Source organism: Pseudomonas sp. REST10, assembly GCF_029542605.1.
Taxonomy (GTDB): domain Bacteria; phylum Pseudomonadota; class Gammaproteobacteria; order Pseudomonadales; family Pseudomonadaceae; genus Aquipseudomonas; species Aquipseudomonas khazarica.
Genome location: NZ_CP035677.1, coordinates 1,114,135 through 1,137,277, shown reverse-complemented (window position 1 = coordinate 1,137,277; position 23,143 = coordinate 1,114,135). Strand labels below are relative to the sequence as shown.

Below are 23,143 nucleotides of genomic sequence, written 5' to 3'. Positions count from 1 at the left end.
GGTGGGTGCCTCTTATTGTTCTGGACGGTGCAGTTGCACGGCCGCTTCGAAGCGGGCCAGTTGCTCGCGATCATGGATACCGAAGCCGATCTGGGTGACCGCCTGCGCCGCTACCGCCGTGGCCAGGCGCAGCGTGCGCTCGGCGGGCCAGCCTTGCAGCAGGCCATGCAGGCTGGCCGCCAGCAGCGAGTCGCCGGCACCGACGGTACTGGCCACCTCGACGCGCGGCGGCACGGCAAGCAGGGCGATACCCGGCCCGTGCCACTCGACGCCGTCGGCGCCACGCGAGAGCAGCACATGCTCGATGCCCTGGCCGCGCAGGCGCGTGATGGCCGCTGGCAGGTCGTTGCCGCAGGCCTCGCGCAGCTCTTCCTCGTTGGGTTTGATCAGCCACGGCACGACGCCGAGGGCCGCCTGCAGGGCCGCGCCGCTGCTGTCCACCACCAGCGGTACGCCACTGGCCTTGATCCGTCGCAGCAGGCTGGCGAACCACTGCGTGGTGACGCCACGCGGCAGGCTACCGGCGACCACCACGGCGTCGTGCCCGGCAAGCAGCGGCTGCAGCTCCTCCTCCAGGCGCTGCAGGTGCTCGGCCTCGACCTGCGGTCCGGGGCCATTGAGGTCGGTGATGCGGCCATCGGCCTCGGCCAGCTTGATGTTGCTGCGCGTCTCGCCCGGCACGCGGACGAACAGGTCATGAAAGCCGCGCGCCTGCATCAGACGCTCGAACGGCGCCGCATTGGCACGGCCCAGAAAGCCGCTGACGCTCAGGCTGTGGCCCAGGTCGGCGAGCACCTGGGCGACGTTGAGGCCCTTGCCGGCGGCATGACTGCGCAGCTCGTCACAACGGTTGATCGCACCGGGCTGCAGGCTCGGCAGGCGCAGGGTCAGGTCCAGCGCCGGGTTCAGGGTCAGGGTCAGGATTCGTGCCATCAGTGCATCTCCGCGACCAGCGCGCGCACGGCGCTGGCACTGTCCAGCGCCAGGGCGCGATCGACCAGGGTACGTGCCTGGCGGCTGTCGACCTCGCGCACCCGCGCCTTGACCAGGGCGATGGAGCGCGGCGTCACACTCAGCTCGTCCACCCCCAGGCCGATCAGCAGGGGCACGGCCAGGCGATCGCTGGCCAACTCGCCACAGACGCCGACCCACTTGCCCTGGGCATGGGCTGCCGTGACAGTCATCTCGATCAGGCGCAGCACCGCCGGGTGCAGACCATCGGCCTGCGCCGACAGCTGCGGATGACCGCGGTCGATGGCCAGGCAGTACTGGGTCAGGTCATTGGTGCCGATACTGAAGAAGTCCACCTCGCGCGCCAGCACCGGCGCCAGCAGCGCGGCCGAGGGCACTTCGATCATGATGCCGAGCTGCAGGTCGCGCACCTCGATCTCTTCGCGCAGGCGCTGCACCAGGTCACGCGCCGCGCGCCACTCCTCCACCGCGCCGACCATGGGGAACATGATCCGCAGCGGACGGCCGTCGGCCGAGGCGAGCAAGGCGCGCAGCTGGGTTTCAAGGATCTCCGGGCGCTGCAGGCTGAGGCGAATGCCGCGTACGCCGAGGAAGGGGTTTTCCTCGGCGGGCATCGGCCAGTACGGCAAGGGTTTGTCGCCGCCGACGTCCAGCGTGCGCACCACCAGCGGGCGGCCAGCCAACGCGTCGAGCACGCGGCGGTACTCGGCTTGCTGCGCGGCCTGGTCCGGCGCCTGGGCATGTTCCATGAACACCAGTTCGGTGCGCAGCAGGCCCACGGCCTCCGCGCCCAGCTCCACCGCGTCGGCGGTTTCCCCGCTGGCACCGATGTTGGCCGCCACCTCGACTCGCACGCCGTCACGGGTCTGCGCCGTGTCGAAGCGCCGGGCGTGCGCCTGCTCCTGGCGTCGCTGCGCAGCCTCGCGCTCATGCAGCGCCTGGTCACGCTCGCGCGCATCCGGCGCCACCCGCAGTACGCCGCTGTCGCCATCGAGCAGCAGCGGCGTGCCCTGCGCCAACTCCAGCACGCCGTCGCCGGCGCCGACCAGCGCAGGAATGCCCAGGGCACGGGCGATGATCGCGCTGTGCGCCGTCGCCCCACCGCGCGCGGTGAGAATGCCGGCAACGCGTCGACGATCGAGCCCGGCGACATCGGACGGCACCACCTCGGCCATCACCAGGATGTAGGGTTCGTCCGGCTCGCTGGGCAGCGCCACGCCACACAGCTGCGCCAGCACCCGATTGCCGATGTCGCGCAGGTCGGCCGCGCGTTCGGCCAGCAGCGCATCATGCAAGGCTTCCTGACGCCTGGCCGCCGCCTCGACCTCGGCCTGCCAGGCCGCTTCGGCACTGGCGCCCTGCCGCAGGCGTGCCTCGACATCCTCACGCAGTACCGGGTCACCGAGCATGGCCAGGTGCGCACTGAAGATTTCCCGGATGCTGGCCACGCCCGCGCCATCGACCAGGCGCTGGATCTGTGCCGAGACGACGGCCAGGGCCTGCTCGAGGCGCGCCTGTTCAGGTTCGACGCCCTGCCCCTGTTCGGCGAAATGAAAGGTCGGAGGCGTGCGCACCAACGCCGGCCCGATGGCGATACCGGGCGAGGCACCAACCGCCAGCAGGCGAGCGCCGGCGACAGGCGCTGCCGGCGCGACCGGTTGCAGCTGCGCGGCCACCTCCGGCAATGCCTCGCTCAGCGGCTCGACCGTTTCACCGAGGCCGCTTTGCAGTGCCGCACGCAGCGCCGGCAACGCCGCTTCGGCAATCGCCGGCTCGGCGCTGAACTCCAGCATCTGTCCGCGACGCGCCCCCAGCGCCAGCAGCCGGCTGAGGCTCTTGGCCGAGACGCCTGCAGCGCCGTCACCGAGCAGGCGCACACGGATCTCGCCGGCAAAACCCTGCGCCAGCTCGCTCAAGGCCTTGGCCGGCCGTGCATGCAGGCCATGGGCATTGAGCAGCGGCACGCTGAGGCTGGGCCAGTCCGGCGCCACCTCGCCACCCAGCGCCTCGATCACCTGGCGGCTGTCGCTGGCCTCGCTGAACGCTGCCGCGCGACCGCCGATCAGCACATCGCAGAGCCGCTCCAGCGCCTGCCGATGCGCCTCGCCCTGGCTGGCCAGGCAGAACAGCCCGCGCAGCGCCTCGCCACGAAAGGTCAGCGGCTGCGCCGGGGTGACGAACGCCAGGCCCGGCCGCTCGACACTGGCCTCGCTGTGCAGCCACCACAGCCCCCCCCCTAGCGGCAACGGCTCGCCACGCGCCAGGCCGAGCGCAAAGCCCGTGCGCGCGCAACCGGCCTGGCGCAACAGGCGGGCACCCTGCCAGAGCAACTCGTCGAAGTCTTCGGCCGCCTGCCCCAACGCCACCAGCTGGCCATCCAGGGCCAGCGCCTGCGGCGCGCCCTGCAACAGTTCGAGGATCTGCGTGGCTTCACCCGCCTCACGCAAGGCCTGGCTCAGGTCCCCTTCGCCCAGGGCACGGGTCAGCAGTTGCAACAGATGCAGGTGCTCATCGGACTGGGCGGCAATCGCGATGGCCAGGTACACCCGTTGCCCGTCCCCCCAATCCACACCCGCCGGAAACTGAATCAGGCTGACACCCGTGCGCAGCACCTGGTCGCGTGTCTGCGGCGTGCCGTGGGGAATGGCGATGCCCTGCCCCAAAAAGGTCGAGCCCTGGCGCTCGCGTGCCTGCAAACCGTCCAGATAAGCCGCTGTGGCCAGACCAGCGCTGGCCAATGCGTCGGCAAGCATGGCCAGGGCTTCATCCTTGTTCGCCGCGGCCCGGCCCATCTGGATCTGACTGGCATCGAGTTCGAGCATGGGAGTCTCCGACTTATTGTTCTGGCTAAGACGAGCAGGTGAACTAGACTGCTGAAACGATTCACCATATTCCGGCACCTTAGCCGATAACGGGGCATCCTTGAAGCCCAGTCATCGCCGGGACGGTGTAGACTCGCCGCGCTCGCACAGCCGAAACCTCATCTCTACAGGGTGCGCCCGTGAAACTCAGCGACATCGCCCGCCTGGCCCAGGTCTCGGTCACCACCGCCAGCTACGTGATCAACGGCCAGGCCGAACGCCGGCGCATCAGCCCCGCGACCGTAGCGCGCGTGCTGGCTGTGGTGGAGGAACATGGCTATCGACCCGACCAGCAGGCCGCCAGCCTGCGCAGGGGGCAGAGCCGCTGCCTGGGCTTCATCCTGCCTGACCTGGAGAACCCCAGTTATGCGCGCCTGGCCAAGCTGCTCGAGCAGAAGGCTCGCGCCGCCGGCTATCAGCTGCTGATCGCCAGCTCCGACGACGCCGCGGACAGCGAGCGCCAGCTGCTCGAGCTGTTTCGCTCGCGCCGCTGCGACGCCTTGATCGTCGCCAGTTGCCTGCCGCCGGACGACCCGCTGTATCCGTCGATCGTCGCCTCCGGCCTGCCGGTGATCGCGGTGGACCGCGCGCTGTCACCCCGGCATATCCGCTCGGTGGTCAGCGATGACGAACAGGCCGGACGCACCCTGACCGCCAGCCTGCTGACGCCCCGGCCCCGGCATATCGCTCTGCTCGGCGCCCGTCCCGAACTGGTCATCAGCCAGGCGCGCGAACGGGGCTTTCATGCCGCGCTGGCCGGGTTCGACGGGCGCGTCAGCGTGTACCACGGCGAGCTGTTCAGCCGGGCCTGCGGCTACCGCCAGATGCAGGCGCTATTGGCCGACGCCGGCCCGCCCGACGCCCTGCTGAGCACAGCCTACGTCCTGCTCGAAGGCGTGTTCGACGCCCTGCGCGAGCGACACAGCGAGCAGCAGCCGGCGATACGCCTGGCGACCTTCGGTGACGCCCAGCTGCTGGACTTCCTGCCGCTGCGGGTCAATACGATGAGCCAGCAACACGAGCGCATCGCCGAGCGCGTGCTGAGCTGGGCCCTCCGCGCCGTGGAGCGGGACGACTATCAGCCCGGCATCGAGGCCATCGAACGCAGCTTCAAGGCGCGTATCTGACCCCCGCTGGCAAACCCGTTGGGGCGGCGGCTCGCCCGGTACTGGCAACCTGGCCGAAAATGGTCGACCCTGAGTGAACGATGCGCCTGATCGATACCCACACCCACCTCGACTTCCCTGACTTCGACGCCGACCGCGCCGAGGTGCTCGCACGCAGCCGGGCCCTGGGCGTACAGCGCATGGTCGTCCTCGGGGTGTACCAGAGCAACTGGCAGCGTCTATGGCAGCTGGTCGAGTCGAGCGAAGGCCTGTACGCCGCATTCGGCCTGCACCCGGTGTACCTGGACGAGCACCGCCCTGAGCACCTGGGCGAGTTGCGCGCCTGGCTGGACCGGCTGATCGGCCACCCCAGGCTGTGCGCCGTTGGCGAATTCGGCCTGGACTACTACCTGGACCACCTCGATCGCCAGCGCCAGCAGGCCCTGTTCGAAGCCCAGCTGCACCTGGCAATCGAGTTCGAGTTACCCGTCCTGTTGCATGTACGCCGCGCGCACGCGGCGACCATCGCCACGCTCAAGCGCCTGCGTCCGGCGCGTGGCGGCATCATCCACGCCTTTGCCGGCAGCGCCGAGGAAGCACGCGAATACATCAAGCTGGGGTTTCGCCTGGGCCTGGGCGGCGCGGCGACCTGGCCGCAGGCCAACCGCCTGCGCAAGGTCGTGGCCGGGCTGCCGCTGGAGGCCATCGTACTGGAGACCGACGCGCCGGACATGGCGCCCTCCATGCACGCCAACCAGCGCAACAGCCCGGAGCACCTTGCGGAAATCTGCAGCGAGCTGGCGGCATTGCGTGGCATGTCGGCCGAGGCGCTGGCGGCGGCCAGCAGCCGCAATGCGGAGGCGCTGTTCGGCTGGGGCTAGGCCACCAGGCTTGAGCCGCGATCAGGGCAGCTCAAGCCCTCGGGCCGATCAGACGCGGAACGCGCCGATCAACTGCTTGAGGCGGGTGACCAGTTCGCTCAACTCGCGGCTGGCCTGCTCGGTCTGGCTCGCGCCAGCGGCGGTGCGCTCACCAGCATGGTTGATCTCGACGATGTTCTGGTCGATATCGTGCGCCACGGCGGTCTGCTGCTCGGCGGCCGCCGCGATCTGCTGATTCTGATCGACGATCATGCCCACCGCGCCGAGAATGTTCTCCAGCGCCTGCTGCACCTTGGCCGACTCGCTGACCGTGCCATCGGCCATCTGGTGGCTGGCATTCATCGCCTTGACGGCGGCGCCGACACCGCCCTGGAGCTTGGCGATCATCGCCTCGATCTCCTCGGTGGACTGCTGGGTGCGCTTGGCCAGGTTGCGCACTTCGTCGGCGACCACCGCGAACCCGCGCCCCTGCTCCCCGGCACGCGCCGCCTCGATGGCCGCGTTGAGCGCCAGCAGGTTGGTCTGCTCGGCAATGCCCTTGATCACGTCCAGCACCTGGCTGATGGCGGCACTGTCGCTGGCCAGTTGATCGATGACCGCCACCGACTGGTCGATTTCCCCGGCCAGGCGCTGGATCGCCCCGACCTGCGACTCGACCAGCGCCCGGCCGCTGACCGTTTCCTGGTTGACGCTCTGTGCACTGTTCACCGCAGCGGCGGCGCTGCGCGCCACCTCCTGGGCCGTGGCCGACATCTGGTTCATCGCCGTGGCGACCTGCTCGATCTGCGCGCGCTGACCGGCGACGGCCTGGTTGCTCTCGCCCGACACCAGCTCGACGCGGTCGGCCTGGCCGCCCACTTCGCCGACCGTGTGGCCAACACGCTCGATCAGGTCATGGATACGCATGACGGTCTGGTTGAACACCTGCCCCAGCTCACCCAGCTCGTCGCGACTCTGCGCCTGGAAGGTGACCGTCATGTCGCCGGCCGCCACCTTGTCCATGACCTGGCCAAGGGTCTTCAGGGTCGAGCGCGTGGACACGTAGAAACCGCTGTAGAGGTAGACGATCAGCAGGAACACCACCACCAGCGCGACCACCAGCAACACCATCTGCGCGCGGTTCTCGGTCAGGCGCTCGCTCAGCTGGCTATCGAGAAAGGCCAGCAGGCCGTCGTTGAACGCGTAGGTCTTGGCCATCTGCTGGCTGACCTGCTCGTAGAACTGGGCCCAGGGCGTATCGAGACTGTCGGCGATGATCACCTGGTCCTCGAACAGCACAGCACTGTCCTTCAGGCTCTGCCGGCTGGCCTCGGCCAGACCGCCCAGGCCATTCTGCGCGGCGACGCTGCCCGCCAGCGCCTCCTGCAGGTTCAGGCCATATTCGGCGTGCAGCTTCTCCAGCTGCAGCAACAGATCATCGAACTTGGTGCTGGCCGCCGAGTTGAGAAAGCCCTGCCCCAGCGAGTAGGCGCCGATGGCACGGCCCTGGCTCAGCACGTCGGTGATCTGCGGGGTGACGTTGGTGATCAACTCGGTGATCTGGCGAACCTGGCGCTGCGGGTCCTGGCTGAGACCGGCCTGGCTGGCCACCAGCTTGATGAACACCTGCGAGGAGCCGAGCAGCTTCTCGACGATGACCGCCTTGCTCTGCAGCGACGTCTCGCCTTCCGCGCTCTTGAGATCCGCCAGCAGCTCGTCGCGCTTGCTGACGAACTCGGCCGCCTGCTCGGCATCCTGGGTGACCGGCTCCAGACCCTGCAGCCCCGCGCTCAGCGCCTGCTGCAGCTGGCCGATGCGGCTTTCCAGATCGCCCGCCTGGCCGGACTGGCCGATCATCGAGTTGATCTGCACCAGGTCATTGAGGCTTTCCAGGTCACGCCGCAGCTGCAGGCTCTGGCCCAGCAGCTCGAGGCTCTCCAGTGCATTCTCGGTCCCGACGAACTGTCGGTAGGAGTCACGCACCAGATAGAAATTGGTGACCAGCATGGGCAGGAAAAACAGGACACTGATCAGACTGAACTTCATGCCGAAGCTGAGGCGGTTCATCAGCGCGATGGCCGGATACAACACGGTCTTCACTAGACGTCTCCAGTTGCCATTATTGTTATGGGTGTTGCTTGAACGGCCGCAGAGCCTCTCACGGGCTGACGACGGCGTCCTGTGCAGCCCGACCTGCGGCGCGCGAATCCACGCGGCGAATACAGGCAGATAAATGTGACGCGAATCACTAAACAGGACAGGCTACCGCCCCCTTATACCCCTTATCGACCCGCCTCTCTGTAACTTAAGGTTAAACCCGCGCGACACCCCGCAACGCCTCGCAGGAAGCCTTCGAGGTTGCAGCAACCCCGGCCAACGCTCGCCAGGGCGCGCCGATCACCGCTAGATGAGCAGCACCCACACCGCGTAAGCGGCGTACCAGACCACTGCGGCGCGAATCAGCAGCTGCCACAGCTGATCCAGCGTATCCACGCCCTCCTCACCCATGACCGGGGCCGGCATCTCCCCCGCTGCACGCCCGGCCTTGATCACCAGTTGGGCGGCGGCGATGTCCCAGCTGAGCAACTCGTGCAACAGGGCACGCGTGACCGCAACGAAGTTGCCCACCAGGGCGAAGCTGGAAGCCAGCACCCGCGCAGGTAGCCAGTCGAAGGCGTGTCGCAGCTGAACCGCCCGCTCGCGCAGCGCGGCCTGCTCGGCATGCTCGGACGTCAGCGCCAGCAGCCGGTAGGCCAGCGCCGCCAGCGGACCGAGCAGCAGATACCAGAAGATCACCGCGAAGAAGCTCTGGTAGGCCTGCCACAGCAAATGCCCCTGGACCTGCTGCAGCAGTTGAGTGCCCTCTTCCGGCTGCAACGCCAGGTCACGCTCGGCGACGTGGTAGGCGGCCTGCCCGTCACCGCGACGCCAGGCGTCACGGAAAGGGCCCAGGGCTGCGAGCAGATCGCCACGGCCCAGGCTGTAGATCAGCACCAGCAGGTGCACCGGCAAGGCAAGCCAGCCATAGGCCAGCGGTTTGAGCACAAGCAGAACCAGCCCCAGTGCCGCGACGGGCAGAAGCACCAGAAGGCCCAGGCACAGCCACGGCGCTTGCTGCAGACTGCCCTGCTGCACGCGTCGCAACTGCGCGAGCCAGGGGCCGTCCTGCTGGATGCGCAGGCGCCAGGCGGAGAACTTCTCGACCCAAAGCACCAGCAGAATGACCAGAAAACTCATCGCTACCTCTCCTCAATCCTTCAATGTGGCGTACAGGCGTGGCCAGTCGAATGCGGGGCCCGGATCGGTCTTGCGTCCCGGCGCGATGTCGCAGTGCCCGCGAATGCGCTGGGTCGAGATGGCCGGATAGGCGTCCAGCAACTGGCGCGTCAGCTCGGTCAGCCTTGCGTACTGACTGTCAGTGTAGGGCTGGTCATCGGTCCCCTCCATCTCCACACCTAGCGAAAAATCATTGCAGTTGTCCCGTCCATCGAAGCGGGAAACACCGGCATGCCAGGCGCGATCCAGGCAGGAGACGAATTGCGTCAGCGAGCCATCACGCTCGATGAAGAAATGCGCAGAGACCTGCAGGTCGGCAATTTCGGAGAAGAAGGGGTGCTCATCCGTCACCAGGCGGTTCTGGAAGAACGCCTGCACCCTGCCGGTACCGAACTGTCCAGGCGGCAGGCTGATGTTGTGCACCACGAGCAACGAGATCTCGCCGTCGGGACGGGCGTTGAAGTTGGGTGACGGGCAATGACGAATGCCCTGAAACCAGCCGGTTGAGGGGTCGAGCTGCATGTGACACTCCTGAGCGAGCCATCACTCTAGAGCAGCCAACCCGGACGGCCAAGCACGAGACGGCAACAGGATGTGCGCGGGACAGGAAATGTCGAATGGGTCGTGCCGCCGTCAGGCACAGGACGAGGCATGCAGTGCCTCACGCCGGAAGCGCGCGCATGCCCTGAAGACAGCGCACGCCACGGCGATCGATCAGGCGTTCTTCAGCTTGCGCAGGTTGCCGATCACCGACTCCAGCGCGCGATCGAACAGCAGCGCATCGTCGAGCAGGCGAATGGCGTTGCGACGGAACTCCACGGCCAGCGAGTTGCGGCTCTTCTCCAGCACCTTCATTCCGGTGCGGTTGACGAACACGTACTTGCCGGTCGGTTTGATGATGGCCGCCAGCTTGCAACGCAGCTTGTGCTCCTCGTCTTCCTGGAATTCGACCCAGCTGCCCACACGCAGGCTGTCTACCTGCAGCAGCGCCTCATCGTCGTCCGGCAACATCACTTCCGGCTCCTGTGGGCGGGTCTGCCCTGGAGCCAGCAGGATGATTTCCTCGACCACCTCGACCATCGCCGGCGCGTCCTCGACCACCGCTTCCTCGGCGGGCAACTCCAGCAGCGGCAGTTCGAGGTCACCCTCGCCGCCGTCAGCCTGCACGGCCTCGGCCTGCTCGGGCGTGACCTCGGCCTCGGCAGCGGCGCGCTTGAAGCGCTGGAAGGCCTGCACATGCAGCACTTCCAGCTGGCTGAAGAACTCGCTGGTGGAGAACGGATCGAAGGCGGCGCTGGCCATGCCTTCGCGCAAAGCCTTGAGCAGGCCCGGGACCAGTTCCAGCAGTTGCAGACGGGCTTCAGGGTCCTCGTGCGGCGCAACGCTCCAGACCAGGTCGTCCATGGTCTGCAGGGCAGACTGCCACTCCGGCGATTCCACACCATGCTTGAGGCAGGTGAGCATCAGCACCTTGCTCCAGGCTTCCTGCAGCAGGCGCACCACCACCTCGGGCAGCGTCTTGCCCAGCAGGCGCTCGTTCAATGCCTGTTCGACCTGACGGCGGGCGAGCTCGGCCTTGGCGCTGCCTTCCTCGGCATCACGGGTACGTTGTTCGAGCAACTCGCTGCGGCGACGCTCATCGCCCGTGAAGGCCATGAAGTCAGCGAGCAGCTCGGAGAAAATCGCCGGGTCATCGACGAAGTCGTTCAGCAGACGCTGCACCACCTGTTCGATCTTCTGATACAGGCTGTCGCGCTGCGCATCGTCCTGCTCGCCCCAACCCAATGCCGCAGAGGCAATTTCGTTGAGCAGGCGACGAGCCGGGTGGCTGCCACGGCTGAAGAAGGTCTTGTCCAGCACCGCGACCTTGAGCATCGGGATCTGCAGGCGGCCGATCAGCGCCTTGAGCGAATCCGGCAGGGTGCGGTCGTCGAGAATGAACTCGAACAGCATCGACACCAGGTTGATCACGTCCTCGTCGACTTCACCGACCACACGCGCCTTGCCACTCTTGGCACTGGCGCGCTCGAGCAGGTGCTCGAGCTGGTTGCGCAGGTCGAAGTCGTCGAGGTTGATCTGCGCCGGCGTGCGCTGCTGCATGTGCGAGAGCAGGCGCATCAGGTCGTTGCTGGTGATGGGCAGCGCATCGGCCACCTGAGCGCGACGCGGCATCGCGCTGCCACGCACCTGGGACAACAGGTCCTGCAGCGCGCCGAAGACTTCCTGCACGCCCTGGTCGGCACCTTCGAGCAGCGGCATACCTTCCTCGGCAGAGGACTGCACGTAAGTGGAGGCGGCCGGGCGCGACTGGCGGCGCGGTGGTGCGGATTTCAGCTCGGGCAATACGCCGGCACTGACCAGCGCCTGGTTGGCCTCGGCATACAGATTGTCGCAGCTGCCCAGGACGTACTTCTCGAACAGCTTGAGGATGATCAGCTTGACCTTGATCTCGACACCCAGGCCGCTGCAGGCATCGAGGAAGTACTCGCTGAGCAAGGTCGGACCGAGCGGGTTGCTCTTGTCATCCAGCTTCTTGCTGATCACCGCGTTGAGACGCGTGGTGAGATGCCCCAGCGCTGCGGCGTCACGACTCATGACCTTGGCCACCATGGCGTCCAGTGCCACGGTTTCTTCCAGTTCGTCGTTCTGCACCAGGCTGAGGCTATCGAAGGACACCGCATCCAGGGCAGGCTGCGGCTTGCCGATCTCGTACTGGTTGAGATTGGCGAAAGACTCGAACACCTTCTGCAGGAAACCACGCTCGATGGTCTTGCGCTTGAGACGCAGGTCGCGCATGGCCTCGAAGAAGGCATTCTGCTCGGCATTGCTGGTCGCCCGATCCGCCATCTCGAAGAGGGTATCGTCGGCGTTGTCGAACAGACTCTGCAGATTCTGCTTGAGCTGTTGCGCGGCTTTGTCACGCACCTGAATCAGCGCCACGGGCAGTCTTCCTACCGGCGAAGTTGGCGATTGCTCTGCGGTGGCCTTGCTCAGGTGCACCACATTCGCGTCGGTCTTCATTCTAGTCTCCCGCAGACTGCCCGAACCCGGGCTTCCTGGTCTGCACAGCGTCAACCGAGCGTCATCCCTAACGTCAAAGGCCTGGCGTCAATAATGAAAAATGTAAAGGCATTATAGGGAGGCTGCGAGCCATACCAAGCCAATTTTTCCTACAGACATGATGCAGGTCACAGATAGCCACACGCCACCTCCAGACGGTAGCCAGTACCCGACGACCGTGGAGCCTACAGACTAACGCTGACAGCCGCGTGACGCCGCACCGGCGGTCGGGCAGAGCTCTGCTCGTCACCCGTGGATCGAAGCGATGCCCGCGAGCGCTGTAGCCCGATGCCGTCCTGCCTCTATAATCGCCCCTCGCCTACTCCGGAGCCGATCATGCCCAACCTGACCCTCGCCGACCTCAGCAGCGAAATCGAAGCCAATGTCCGCCGCGCCCTGGCCGAAGACATCGGCAGCGGGGACATCACGGCCCAGCTGATTCCGGCGGAGCGACTGGCCAGCGCCCGCGTGATCACCCGCGAAGCCGCGACCATCTGCGGCACGGCGTGGGTCGATGCGGTCTTTCGTCAGGTCGATCCGCGGGTCACGGTGCACTGGCACGTGCAGGACGGCGAGCGCGCCCAAGCCGACCAGACTCTGTTCAGCCTGGAGGGCCCGGCACGCGCGCTGCTCAGCGGAGAGCGCGCCGCTCTCAATTTCCTGCAGACCCTTTCGGCGGTGGCGACCCGCTGCAGCCACTACGCCGACCTGGTCGAAGGCACCCGGGTGAAACTGCTGGACACTCGCAAGACCCTTCCCGGCCTGCGCCTGGCCCAGAAATATGCGGTGACCTGCGGCGGCTGCCACAACCACCGCATCGGCCTGTATGACGCCTTCCTGATCAAGGAAAACCATATCGCCGCCTGCGGCGGCATCGCCCAGGCGGTGAACGCCGCCCACCAGATCGCCCCGGGCAAGCCGGTGGAGATAGAAGTGGAAAGCCTGGAAGAACTGCGCGAAGCCCTCGACGCGGGCGCCGACATCGTCATGCTCGACGAACTGTCACTGGAGGACATGCGCGAAGCGGTCAAACTTACCGCCGGCCGCGCGAAACTCGAAGCCTCGGGCGGCATCACCGACAGCACCCTGCGCGTGATCGCGGAAACCGGTGTGGATTACATCTCGCTGGGGACGCTGACCAAGGATGTGAAGGCGGTGGATTTGTCGATGCGGTTGGCGCTGTAGATATCCAGCGCGCCTTACCCCCGCGGCAACATACAACACCGCTCAACATGGCAATGCACTGGACACTCCGCGCCGAATGATCGACAACAAGCGCTGCGCCTTGCGATCACACTCGCAAGCGTGATTGAGCACACTGCCTCCTCCTTATCCCTTCTGGCATGATGGCTCCATGAAGCCCTCACGCAGTCGAGCAGCACAGTGAACGAAGCACTATTTTCCCTGCAAGAACGAATCAATTCAGGAACTGCGGTTGTCGGCATATATGGCCTCGGCTATGTCGGTCTGCCCCTGGCGCTGCGCTTCTGCGAAGTCGGCGTGAAAGTTATCGGCTTCGACATAGATGCTCGCAAGGTAGATCTCCTGAATAGTGGGCACAGCTACATCGAGCGATTGACGCCACAGTGCATCGACAAAGCCCTGACTCAGGGGCTTGAGGCCACGACAGACTTTGCGCGCACAGCCGAGGCGGATGCTCTGATCATCTGCGTACCAACACCGCTGAACAGCCATCGCGAGCCAGACCTCAGTTTCGTCATCAACACCGTAGAGTCGATACTCCCCCACTTTCGCCCTGGCCAACTGCTGAGCCTGGAAAGCACTACCTGGCCAGGTACCACGGACGAAGTGCTGGCCCCACGCCTGGCCAATCACGGCTTCATTCCTGGTGAAAATTGCGCTCTGGTGTTTTCCCCGGAACGCGAAGACCCTGGCAATACCCGCTACGGCACCCATGACATCCCCAAGGTAATTGGCGGCATGACACCAAGCTGCCTGGAACTTGGCCAGGCTATCTATCGCCTTGCCATTCGCACCCTGGTTCCGGTGAGCAGCACGCGTACAGCAGAGATGACCAAGCTGTTGGAGAACATCCATCGCTCGGTGAACATTGGCCTGGTCAACGAGATGAAGATCGTCGCCGACAAGATGGGCATCGATATACACGAAGTCATTCGCGCTGCGGCAACCAAGCCCTTCGGCTTCACGCCTTACCAGCCGGGTCCGGGTCTCGGCGGTCACTGCATCCCCATCGACCCTTTCTATCTGACCTGGAAGGCCAAGGAATACGGCATCAACACGCGCTTCATCGAACTGGCCGGTGAGATCAACCATTACATGCCGCACTGGGTCGTACAGAAAACCGCAGACGCCCTCAACGACCACGGCAAGGCAGTCAAAGGCAGCCGCATTCTGGTGCTGGGCCTGGCCTACAAGAAGAACATCGACGACAGCCGCGAATCGCCGGCCGTGGAGATAATGGAACTCCTGCACGGCAAAGGCGCATTGGTCGACTACGCCGACCCGCATATCCCGTGCTTCCCCAAGAAGCGGGATTATCACTTCGACCTGAAGTCCATCGAGCTAAGCCCAGAGAATATCGCCAGCTACGACTGCCTGGTTCTTGCTACCGATCACGACAGCTTCGATTACGAGCAGCTACTGAATCAAGCACGCCTGGTTATCGATACACGAGGGCGCTTACCCCGGCAAACGAACGTAGTCTCAGCCTAAGCCAGTCCCGAGGCAGCGGTAGATAATCCGACGCCACGCAGCTATCCAATAACAGGCCAACGCCAGCACGCGATGAACGCTTCTTTTCGACCTGATATCGAGGGCCTTCGGGCCATAGCCGTTCTTTTGGTTATCGCCGCCCATTTCGATCTCCCTGGGTTCTCGGGCGGTTTTATCGGCGTCGACATTTTCTTTGTCATCTCCGGTTTTCTGATAACCAGCATCCTGTTGAGAGAGCAGAGCACGACCGGCACGATCGCACTTGGACGCTTCTATGCACGCCGCCTACGCCGACTGCTCCCCGCGCTGGCGACGATGCTGGTTGTTACCAGCCTGCTGACCAGCTACCTGCTGCATGAAAGCCAGTACCAGGAGCAAGGTATCGCGACCGCCATGGCAGTCGTTTGGCTCAGCAATATCTACTTCACCTTTTCCGACGTCGACTATTTCGGAGATGAAAACACCAGCAATGCCATGCTGCATACGTGGTCACTGGGCGTTGAAGAGCAGTTCTACCTGATGTGGCCACTCGCGATCTTGTTGGTCGCCGGCTACTGCAAAGGTCGGAACCCCCACATAGCGGCAGTACGCTTTTTTACCGTGATCACGGTGATCTCTTTCTGCGCCTGCATGCTGTTCTCGGTGTCGAACCCGCAGTTTTCCTTCTACATGATGCCGACCCGCGCCTGGCAGTTCTCAGCCGGTGCTCTGGTATGGCTACTCTCTCGAGACAGGAGAGCCTCCAGCTCAATCGCCCTGGCCTTGGCTAGCAGCGGCCTCCTTCTGCTGCTGAGCGCTCTCGTGATCATCGAGCCGGACTCCGTCTACCCCGGCGCTCTCGCACTGTTACCCACCCTGGCTACATGCCTGTTGTTATGGGCAGGAAGTAGCGGCAAACAGACCATCATCGGTAGTTTTCTCGCGCTGCAACCGATGCAACGACTGGGACGGCTCTCATATGGCTGGTATCTCTGGCACTGGCCCGTTCTCATCATCGGCGAGCAACTGGCCCCCATCAAAGGCCATCTCGGTCATACGTTCCTCGCCCTGGCCGTATCCTTATTGGCTGCGATACTGACGTACGTTCTGATAGAGAACCCGATTCGCTACGGCTCGGCAGCCCGCATCAAGACCAAATGGCAGATCGTCCTGGCCGTGTTCACGATGCTTCTGCTCAACTCTCAGTTCCTGAAGTGGCAGACCGACACACAGAGACAATTGGCAACAGCCAACCAAGCGTTTGCCCAAGCCCTATCCGATGCTCCAATCCTATATAAGCAAGGATGTGATAGCTGGTATCACAACGCTGATCTCAATCCCTGCGTCTATGGGAACGAGGATGCTCAAAAGACTGCCGTTCTATTTGGCGACAGCATTGGTGCCCAATGGTTTCCTGCATTGGAACGCGCACTCGATCCAGCACAGTGGCGACTGATCGTTCTAACAAAGTCCTCATGCCCGATGGTGGATGAGCCGTACTTCTATGCACGTATCGGCAGGGAGTACACCGAATGCGCCGAATGGAGGGCAAAAGCAGTCACGTGGTTACAGCAGCAGTCGATTGATCGTCTGTTCATTGGCAGCACAGCCTCCAATGCTTTCAGTGATGAACAATGGCAAGAGGGCACACGCCGCATACTTGAGGAATTTGCACACAGCGCAAAAGCCATTTACCTGCTGGAGGCCAACCCAACGCTGAAAGTGAGCGGCCCCCAATGCCTCATGCGACATGGCGCCGATCATGAGGCCGCATGCCAGAACCCCGCGGGGCCGGCGCAATATACCCATGTAGCCGAACTACTCAAGGCCGTGGCGGAGACACAACCAAACACCTATTGGCTGCCCACCAGCAAGCTGGTCTGCCCGGACGGACAATGCCAGGCCATGCGCGACGGAACGGTGGTGTACAGGGACGCACAGCACCTGACCGCAAGCTTTGTCGCCAACACTGCGCCGTATTTCCTCGAACAGATTCAGCGTTACGAAAAGGCCACTCAATGACAGCGCGCATCCTACTGATCACGCGTAACCTCCCCCCATTGGTCGGAGGTATGGAGCGTCTGAACTGGCATATGGCTGATGAACTAGCCAAACAGCACGAGGTACAGGTGATCGGCCCGGGAGGAGCGGCAGCACTGAAGCCCCAATCTGTCATCCTGACTGAAACGCCACTCAAGCCCCTACCACTGTTCCTGCTGATGGCCTTTTTCAGGGGGGCGTGGATTACCTTGCGCTGGAAACCGGATGTCATTTTGGCGGGTAGCGGCCTTACGGCGCCCATTGCCTGGTTGCTGAGCAAACTGCGCGGCGCCCGCTCGGCCGCATATCTGCATGGCTTCGACATTAGCGTCAATCACGGCCTGTACCGCAGACTTTGGCGGCCAATATTCAAGATGCTAGATAAGGTCATCGTCAATAGCTCGCCTACACACGCTCTGGCCATAGCGGCTGACGTAAATCCAAACAAAATCAGTATTGTTTATCCTGGCGTCAGCCTGCCGGAGTCATCACAACCTGCAGAAAGCATCGCAGCGTTTAAAGAGCAGCACGGACTAACTGGCAAAAAGATCCTGCTATCCGTAGGACGCCTGACGACACGCAAGGGCTTGCGGGAGTTTGTAGAGCAGGCACTGCCCGCCATCGTAGAGACCGAGCCTGATGCAGTGCTCGTAGTGGTTGGCGAAGCACCAAAGAACTCCTTAGGCGCAGGAATCCAAAGCGTTGAAAGCATTCAGGCCCAAGCTGCAAAGTCTGGCGTGTCGGGGCATATCAGGTTTTTGGGCGTAATCACTGACAAGAAACGGCTGGCTACTGCCTACGAAGCTGCCAACGTACATGTGTTTCCCGTGCGACACCTCCCTAATGACCCTGAAGGCTTTGGAATGGTCGCTATTGAGGCAGCCGCGCATGGATTACCGACGGTGACGTTTGCTACCGGCGGAATAGTGGATGCAGTGTCGGAAAAACTATCAGGAACACTTGTACCCTCAGGCGACTACGTAGCACTTTCAGAACAGATAATAAAAATACTGCATACAGACATACCCACACCCCGCTCGTGCCAAGACTTCGCGTCACAGTTTGCGTGGGAACGTTTTGGGGAGAACCTTAGAGAAAGCCTGGGTACTTTTCCGATGGTAACAAAACCACACCGTTTGAAATATTAACTTGGCGGCAGCGCTCCAGTGATGACACCTCGAGCAATACCCCGGGCCCGCCTCAGCGCGAACAGGGGGAAAAAGCTACGCTGGCGCAGTGAGCGAACCAACGCCCGCAGCACAAGCATAGTAAAACGCACGGCTGCCAGTATCCGCCGCTCACTCACTTTGTTTTCAAGTACGTTACTCAATAGCAAATGAGCCAGTGCCGTACGCTCCTCATAAAATGGCGATCCTCGCTTGGCAGTTGCCGATCCCTCGTGATCTACCCACACAGTATCAACATGACTGATACGCGCACCCCGCCGATGCAAGTGCCAGCCCAAGGCGATTTCCTCACCATACATAAAGAACTGCTCATCAAAAAGCGGGGCAACTGGTATGCGATCAAGCGCCGCAAGCATGCAACATCCCCGTGGTACCTCGAAGGTCCCAGGCCATCGACAACTCATCAGTATCGCAAACCAGCGGTGATAGTAGACCTGTCCCAGCCGCTGCCCGTCATGTAGGAGCGAGGGGAAAGCAATGCAAACATCTTGTTCGGCATTCAATGCAGCTTCTAGCGCAGCAATCACCCCGGCATTTGGTAACGCATCGTTATTGATCAGCAATACCCGCTCAGAAACACGGTGACGAAGTCCAAGATTAACTCCCGCCGCGAAGCCCAGATTGGCGCCGGCATCTAAAACCCGAACGCGGCCATCATCAGCAAACGCAGATATAAGCAACGCGCAAGTGACGCCATCGTCCGCACTGTTGTCGACCACCTGTACGACCGGCACCCCCTGCTCTAGTAACGCTTTGACGCACGCGATCGTACGATGCGGGGAGCGGTATTCAACCACCAGTGCCTGCAACCGAGCACTCATCGTACGCCCCGTGTAGCCGCAACCACTAACTCCTCTCCGGCAAATGCTGACAAGCTTGCGGCCAAATCGACCATTAATGCCAACGGCCCGACCATCCAGGAGCGGCGGCCGAGAGCCATCGCTCGCTCACGGCTTGCACGCAGTCGCTTAGCGGAACCCCGACCACGCTTCAAGAAACGCACCTCATCAAAACCCACATCCCGCAAAAGGGATGCAAGCGCCAATGGGGACGGCATCACCAAATGCCTTGGCGTTTCGAGTGGCTGCCAGGCATCACTGTACAAATGGTGCCCTGGACCTGAAATATTAGGCGTAGCAATCCACAAATGCCCTCCAGGGCGGAGACGGCTATGACAATCTGCAAGCAAAACGCGCGGATCATGCACATGTTCCAAAACGTGGGCCATCGTAATTACGTCGAACAGACCTGACACATCATCGAGCGACGCATGGACATCGACATGAGAAGATTGACGCGCAACACCTGCTGCCGTTGGGTCAGGCTCAACTCCTACTACCTCCCACCCGGCCTCTCCAGCACGCTGCAGAAAACCACCACTCCCGCATCCTAAATCCAGCAAACGCCCACCACCGCGCGGCAAATGGCGCAGGTGATAATCGAGCTGCTGCCGAAGCGGCCATGCCAATAAAGCCAGCATAACCATCCATTTCGGGCCTGCTACACCGATGCGATAGCGACGTGCGAGGTAAGCTCGGGCGATACTCTTGAGCAAACCTCGCCCCTGAAGCACAGCGTTCTCTGCGAGAGGGGGTTGGTGCGTATAGTACGAACCATATGCCTTCGGTAATGCCGCAGGAGTGGGGCGTGGGTCCAATAACAAACTGCCACACCCAGGACACTCCACCATGGACCAAGTCCCCGGCACGTCCTCTTCGAGATCTATCAACCCCTCATAGGCATTGAGCAAACACTCGCTACCACAGACAGGGCACGCCCTGAGACGTTCTAAATCGCCGTCTTCCCACACAGCTCTATTTTCTCCGCTTGGCAATAACGACTATCTCTTCAGACAGCGCTGGAAACCATGATCCCAATACATCAATTACAGACGCGATAAGTGCGCCCCCGCATGCAAACCCTCGACTACGGCGACGCGCGTATTCCACTGATGGGAGTATTGAACTACGCGCACCTCTTCCACGACGCATCAAGCGCACATCCTGGTAACCGGCAGCCCGAAGCATGGCAACAACCTGGCGGGGCGGAGGCAAGAACAAGTGGCGCGGAGGGTCTAGAGAAAACCAGTTGCGTCCGAAAACAAGATGCCCCAGCCCAGAGGGATTGGGAAGGCTCATCCACAACGTACCGCCAGGCCGCAACCACGGGCGCATCCGCCGTAACGCCTCATCAGGCGCATGCAAATGTTCAAAAACATGCGAAAGAGTAATTTGATCGAACGGCGCCGCCGGTGCGAACGCCTCAATTGCACAGTTCGCCACGTCGAGCCCCTCCTGCCGCGCTCCCATTGCGGCGAGGGGGTCAGGCTCAATCCCCTGTACCACCCATCCAGCAGATCGCGCTCTCAAGAGAAAAGCACCATTGCCGCACCCGACATCCAGTACACGACCGGGCTTAGCCGGCAAATGGCGGAAGAAGTAATCAAGCTGCTGACGAAGCGGCCATAGCATGGGGACTAGCCAACGGCCTATCCGAGTAGCAGGGTGTCGCGTAGCGCCAAAACGCGCGTTAAGGTATCCATTGGCCAATCGCCATACCCACGAAGAGCCATTATCGCGCGAGTTTGCATTCCCACCGCTGCCATGGGTCACATAGTCAGTCGGATAGGCTCGACCAATGGCCGCGGGTGTCGGTCGTGGGTTCAAGTGAAGCGAGCCACACACCGAACAAGCCAGAAACCCCCAGCGCCCCGGCAAGCCCCCCAAAAGATCTTCAAGATCCTCATGGCGGTCAGCAAATTGCTCTCCGCCACAGGCCAAACAGATCGTGACGTATTCAAGATCTGCCTTGTCCCATTCAGCTCCGCCTTCGTCACCGCTTCTTTGACTCTCATACATCACTGGAGCTTCCAACTGACCTCAACTCGTCTAGAGCGAGAAAAAAAAATAAGGCCATGGTAATCGCAGCACAGGCCTCGGCAAGAAGACAACCAAACATTACACCTCCGATGCTCAACGCCGGGTATGTCAGAAACGCGACCGCCGCGAGAATCGCAAGGCTGCCTATATCTAACAGCGCCCTTACCAACGGAAGCCCGACAGCAATCAATGCCGTGGCAGCCACTTGACGAAGCCCTATGAGCACCACTAAACCTGCCAACCCCTGCATCCATGGCCACGCATCCGCATAGAGCCCGAAGCTACCTGGGGGGTATATCGCCAAAAAGGTATACAACAGCACTATCTGCACAATACCGATAGCAGCGACAGCAAGTAAGGTCGCGATAAACGAGCGCTTCAAACGAACGATATCACGCTGTGCGACAGCCGCCCCCCAGCGCGGCAGCATCGTGGCCGCCAATGCAGTGGCAGGCATAGCTAATGCCGAACATACGCGGTACGCCATTGCGTAGTGCCCCGCCTGGTGAAGTCCCATGACACGAACCATCAAGGGCTTGTCGAGCTCACTTGAAGCTAGAGCAGCGCCTCCCATTACCGCGTAACGCCATGCGGCAATGAATGTACTAATCAGCGGGAAAGCAGGTCGCCATTCCAACGCAACGCTCCGGGTGACCCATATCAGCATGGCGAAAGCAACCAAGGCTCCTACCACGACATGAATGAGCAAATAGCTCTCTAACATCATGTCTGCATTGCCCAACAGAGTCATGCACAGCCCCGCCGCCACTGCTCGTGCAATTGTCAGCGCTGCCGGCAAGCCGGCAGCAATACCAATATGGCCAATCGAATGCCCCCACAGACCGGCAGACTGGACAAGCGAAGCGATCAACACCTCGACAACCATGAAAGCGATTGTCACATGCAGAGAAACAACGCCCCCCAACCACCTATCGAGCAATAAAGCTCCTAAGATAGCCAGCAACGGGCCAGTGACGATAAGAACACCAAGCGCCTCACTCCAACGTTTTCCATTCCTGATTGACGAGTGCGCATCAGCAAAGAACAGGTAGGGAATACCTAAGGGGGCTACCAATGAGCAAACCGCCGACACTGCGAGCACCGAGGCGAGCCAGCCAAAGTCTTCCGCTGGGAGCTGCTGTACGAGCAGCCAGAGCCACGCAGCCAAGGAGAAGACTCGTACAGCCATCCACACCCCACCCGACAGCGTGTCTCTCGCAAGGGCAGCGAGCCTAGACATCCTGGTCACAGAGCACCCGACCGCCCAAGCACGCCATCCCGAACACCCGCAACCATATTGCCTAGCTGGGCCAAACGCTGTGGCCCAGCAAGTGCAAAAACCACCACTGTTAGACCCAGCTTTACTACCGCCCACGCTTTCCAAATAGGCGGAACGTAAGAGCGTCCGAGCAACAACACCGCATTGCGAAAAAGGTAACGATGCCTACTTGGCGAGCGCACCGGCCAAACCCGCCAACCGAACAGCCATAACCGCGTAGTTCGGTCGCCCATACGGTGCAGAAAAGAGGCCTCTGGCACGCCATATAACCGATGACCGGAAGCCAGTAACCGGAACGACCATTCGGTATCAACATGGTCGATAAACAAACCTTCGTCCATCCCCGCTAAAGACAACGCAAGCTCAAGAGCCATGAACGTTCCACTGCCGTTGAGGCACTCACAAGACACCGGGGCTCCATCAACGGGATTAACACGCGCCCAACGCCAACCTACTACCTGATGAAAGCCATGCTGCACGCCTGATACAGGGTCGCGTAACGCTGGGCCAACCGCCCCTACGGGATACCCGCGTGCCACCAGAGCGGAGTGGGCATCAGCCAAGGCGCTAGCCGAGCCTTGTAGCGGTTCGCTGTCCTGATCCAGCAACAACACATGAGTGCAGTCGCCTCGGCCCGCTAAGTACTCCATGCCGCGGTTCTGCGCAGCAGCCAACCCCAGATTCGCACCAAGGCGCATCACTTCGACTCCTGGAAGGTTGGCAATTGCCGGCTCTATAAGCGCCCACTCATCATCTGAAGTACCGTTGTCGACCACCAGCCGGAGCCAATCGTCTGGTAGAGCTCGCAGCTGAGTCACAACAAGCACAGGATCTGGACTGAATGTGACAGTGATCGATGCGCAGCGCATTAATGTCTCCACAGCAAATATGCCGTGCCTAATTCATTATCAAGATAAAGAGTACGCAGCGGACGCCCATATGCGAAAAAA

The 23,143-nt window shown here is 62.4% G+C and carries 16 protein-coding genes; 6 read left to right on the top strand and 10 right to left on the bottom strand.

The genetic code is table 11. The features are described 5' to 3' along the window. Positions 1-12 precede the first annotated feature (12 nt). Both pfkB and ptsP read right to left on the bottom strand, forming a co-directional pair. Positions 13-933 (bottom strand): 1-phosphofructokinase, encoded by a 921-nt coding sequence (gene pfkB, locus EWH21_RS05215; RefSeq protein WP_277699977.1) that lies wholly within the window; start codon positions 931-933, stop codon positions 13-15. Beyond that, positions 933-3,794 carry a phosphoenolpyruvate--protein phosphotransferase gene (ptsP, locus tag EWH21_RS05210; protein ID WP_277699976.1) on the bottom strand — a complete coding sequence of 954 codons (2,862 nt, stop codon included), beginning with the start codon at positions 3,792-3,794 and terminating at the stop codon, positions 933-935. The genes pfkB and ptsP overlap by 1 nt, the downstream gene beginning before the upstream one ends. A gap of 179 nt (positions 3,795-3,973) precedes the next feature. Between ptsP and cra the strand changes: the two genes are divergently transcribed. Further along, positions 3,974-4,960, top strand: a complete 987-nt coding sequence (gene cra, locus EWH21_RS05205; RefSeq protein ID WP_277699975.1) for a catabolite repressor/activator — start codon at positions 3,974-3,976, stop codon at positions 4,958-4,960. An 80-nt stretch (positions 4,961-5,040) separates the two neighbouring features. Beyond that, complete coding sequence (locus EWH21_RS05200) at positions 5,041-5,820, top strand: TatD family hydrolase (RefSeq protein WP_277699974.1); 780 nt, start codon at positions 5,041-5,043, stop codon at positions 5,818-5,820. 48 nt (positions 5,821-5,868) lie between these two features. On the opposite strand, the gene EWH21_RS05195 is transcribed toward EWH21_RS05200, so the two are convergent. The 4 genes from EWH21_RS05195 to EWH21_RS05180 form a co-directional block, all read right to left on the bottom strand. After that, entirely contained in the window at positions 5,869-7,899 is a 2,031-nt protein-coding gene (locus EWH21_RS05195; RefSeq protein ID WP_047592419.1) for a methyl-accepting chemotaxis protein, read from the bottom strand. A 303-nt stretch (positions 7,900-8,202) separates the two neighbouring features. Next, entirely contained in the window at positions 8,203-9,036 is an 834-nt protein-coding gene (gene ampE, locus EWH21_RS05190) for a regulatory signaling modulator protein AmpE (protein WP_047592421.1), read from the bottom strand. A gap of 12 nt (positions 9,037-9,048) precedes the next feature. After that, the gene (ampD, locus tag EWH21_RS05185; protein ID WP_277699973.1) at positions 9,049-9,597 is read right to left on the bottom strand and encodes a 1,6-anhydro-N-acetylmuramyl-L-alanine amidase AmpD; all 549 of its coding nucleotides are present in this window, start codon (positions 9,595-9,597) and stop codon (positions 9,049-9,051) included. A gap of 192 nt (positions 9,598-9,789) precedes the next feature. Next, entirely contained in the window at positions 9,790-12,096 is a 2,307-nt protein-coding gene (locus tag EWH21_RS05180; RefSeq protein ID WP_277699972.1) for a DUF1631 domain-containing protein, read from the bottom strand. Positions 12,097-12,471: 375 nt separating this feature from the next. Here EWH21_RS05180 and nadC point away from each other — a divergent pair, with 375 nt between their 5' ends. From nadC to EWH21_RS05160, 4 genes are all read left to right on the top strand, one after another. Next, a complete protein-coding gene (nadC, locus tag EWH21_RS05175; RefSeq protein ID WP_277699971.1) occupies positions 12,472-13,320 on the top strand; it encodes a carboxylating nicotinate-nucleotide diphosphorylase in 849 nt (282 codons plus the stop codon). Positions 13,321-13,518: 198 nt separating this feature from the next. Beyond that, a complete protein-coding gene (locus EWH21_RS05170) occupies positions 13,519-14,829 on the top strand; it encodes a nucleotide sugar dehydrogenase (protein WP_277699970.1) in 1,311 nt (436 codons plus the stop codon). Between the two features lie 72 nt (positions 14,830-14,901). Further along, a complete protein-coding gene (locus EWH21_RS05165) occupies positions 14,902-16,830 on the top strand; it encodes an acyltransferase family protein (RefSeq protein WP_152487877.1) in 1,929 nt (642 codons plus the stop codon). A 50-nt stretch (positions 16,831-16,880) separates the two neighbouring features. Next, positions 16,881-17,996: a glycosyltransferase family 4 protein gene (locus tag EWH21_RS05160; RefSeq protein ID WP_152487876.1), complete on the top strand. Its 1,116-nt coding sequence runs from the start codon at positions 16,881-16,883 to the stop codon at positions 17,994-17,996. On the opposite strand, the gene EWH21_RS05155 is transcribed toward EWH21_RS05160, so the two are convergent. From EWH21_RS05155 to EWH21_RS05140, 4 genes are all read right to left on the bottom strand, one after another. Further along, positions 17,993-18,856 (bottom strand): glycosyltransferase, encoded by an 864-nt coding sequence (locus tag EWH21_RS05155; RefSeq protein ID WP_152487875.1) that lies wholly within the window; start codon positions 18,854-18,856, stop codon positions 17,993-17,995. The two genes, EWH21_RS05160 and EWH21_RS05155, sit on opposite strands and share 4 nt — an antisense overlap. After that, a complete protein-coding gene (locus EWH21_RS05150) occupies positions 18,853-19,590 on the bottom strand; it encodes a class I SAM-dependent methyltransferase (protein WP_277699969.1) in 738 nt (245 codons plus the stop codon). Before EWH21_RS05150 ends, EWH21_RS05155 begins: the two co-directional genes overlap by 4 nt. Positions 19,591-20,885: 1,295 nt before the next feature. Beyond that, entirely contained in the window at positions 20,886-22,103 is a 1,218-nt protein-coding gene (locus EWH21_RS05145) for a hypothetical protein (protein WP_277699968.1), read from the bottom strand. 56 nt (positions 22,104-22,159) lie between these two features. Beyond that, positions 22,160-23,062: a glycosyltransferase gene (locus EWH21_RS05140; RefSeq protein ID WP_152487871.1), complete on the bottom strand. Its 903-nt coding sequence runs from the start codon at positions 23,060-23,062 to the stop codon at positions 22,160-22,162. Positions 23,063-23,143: the final 81 nt, after the last annotated feature.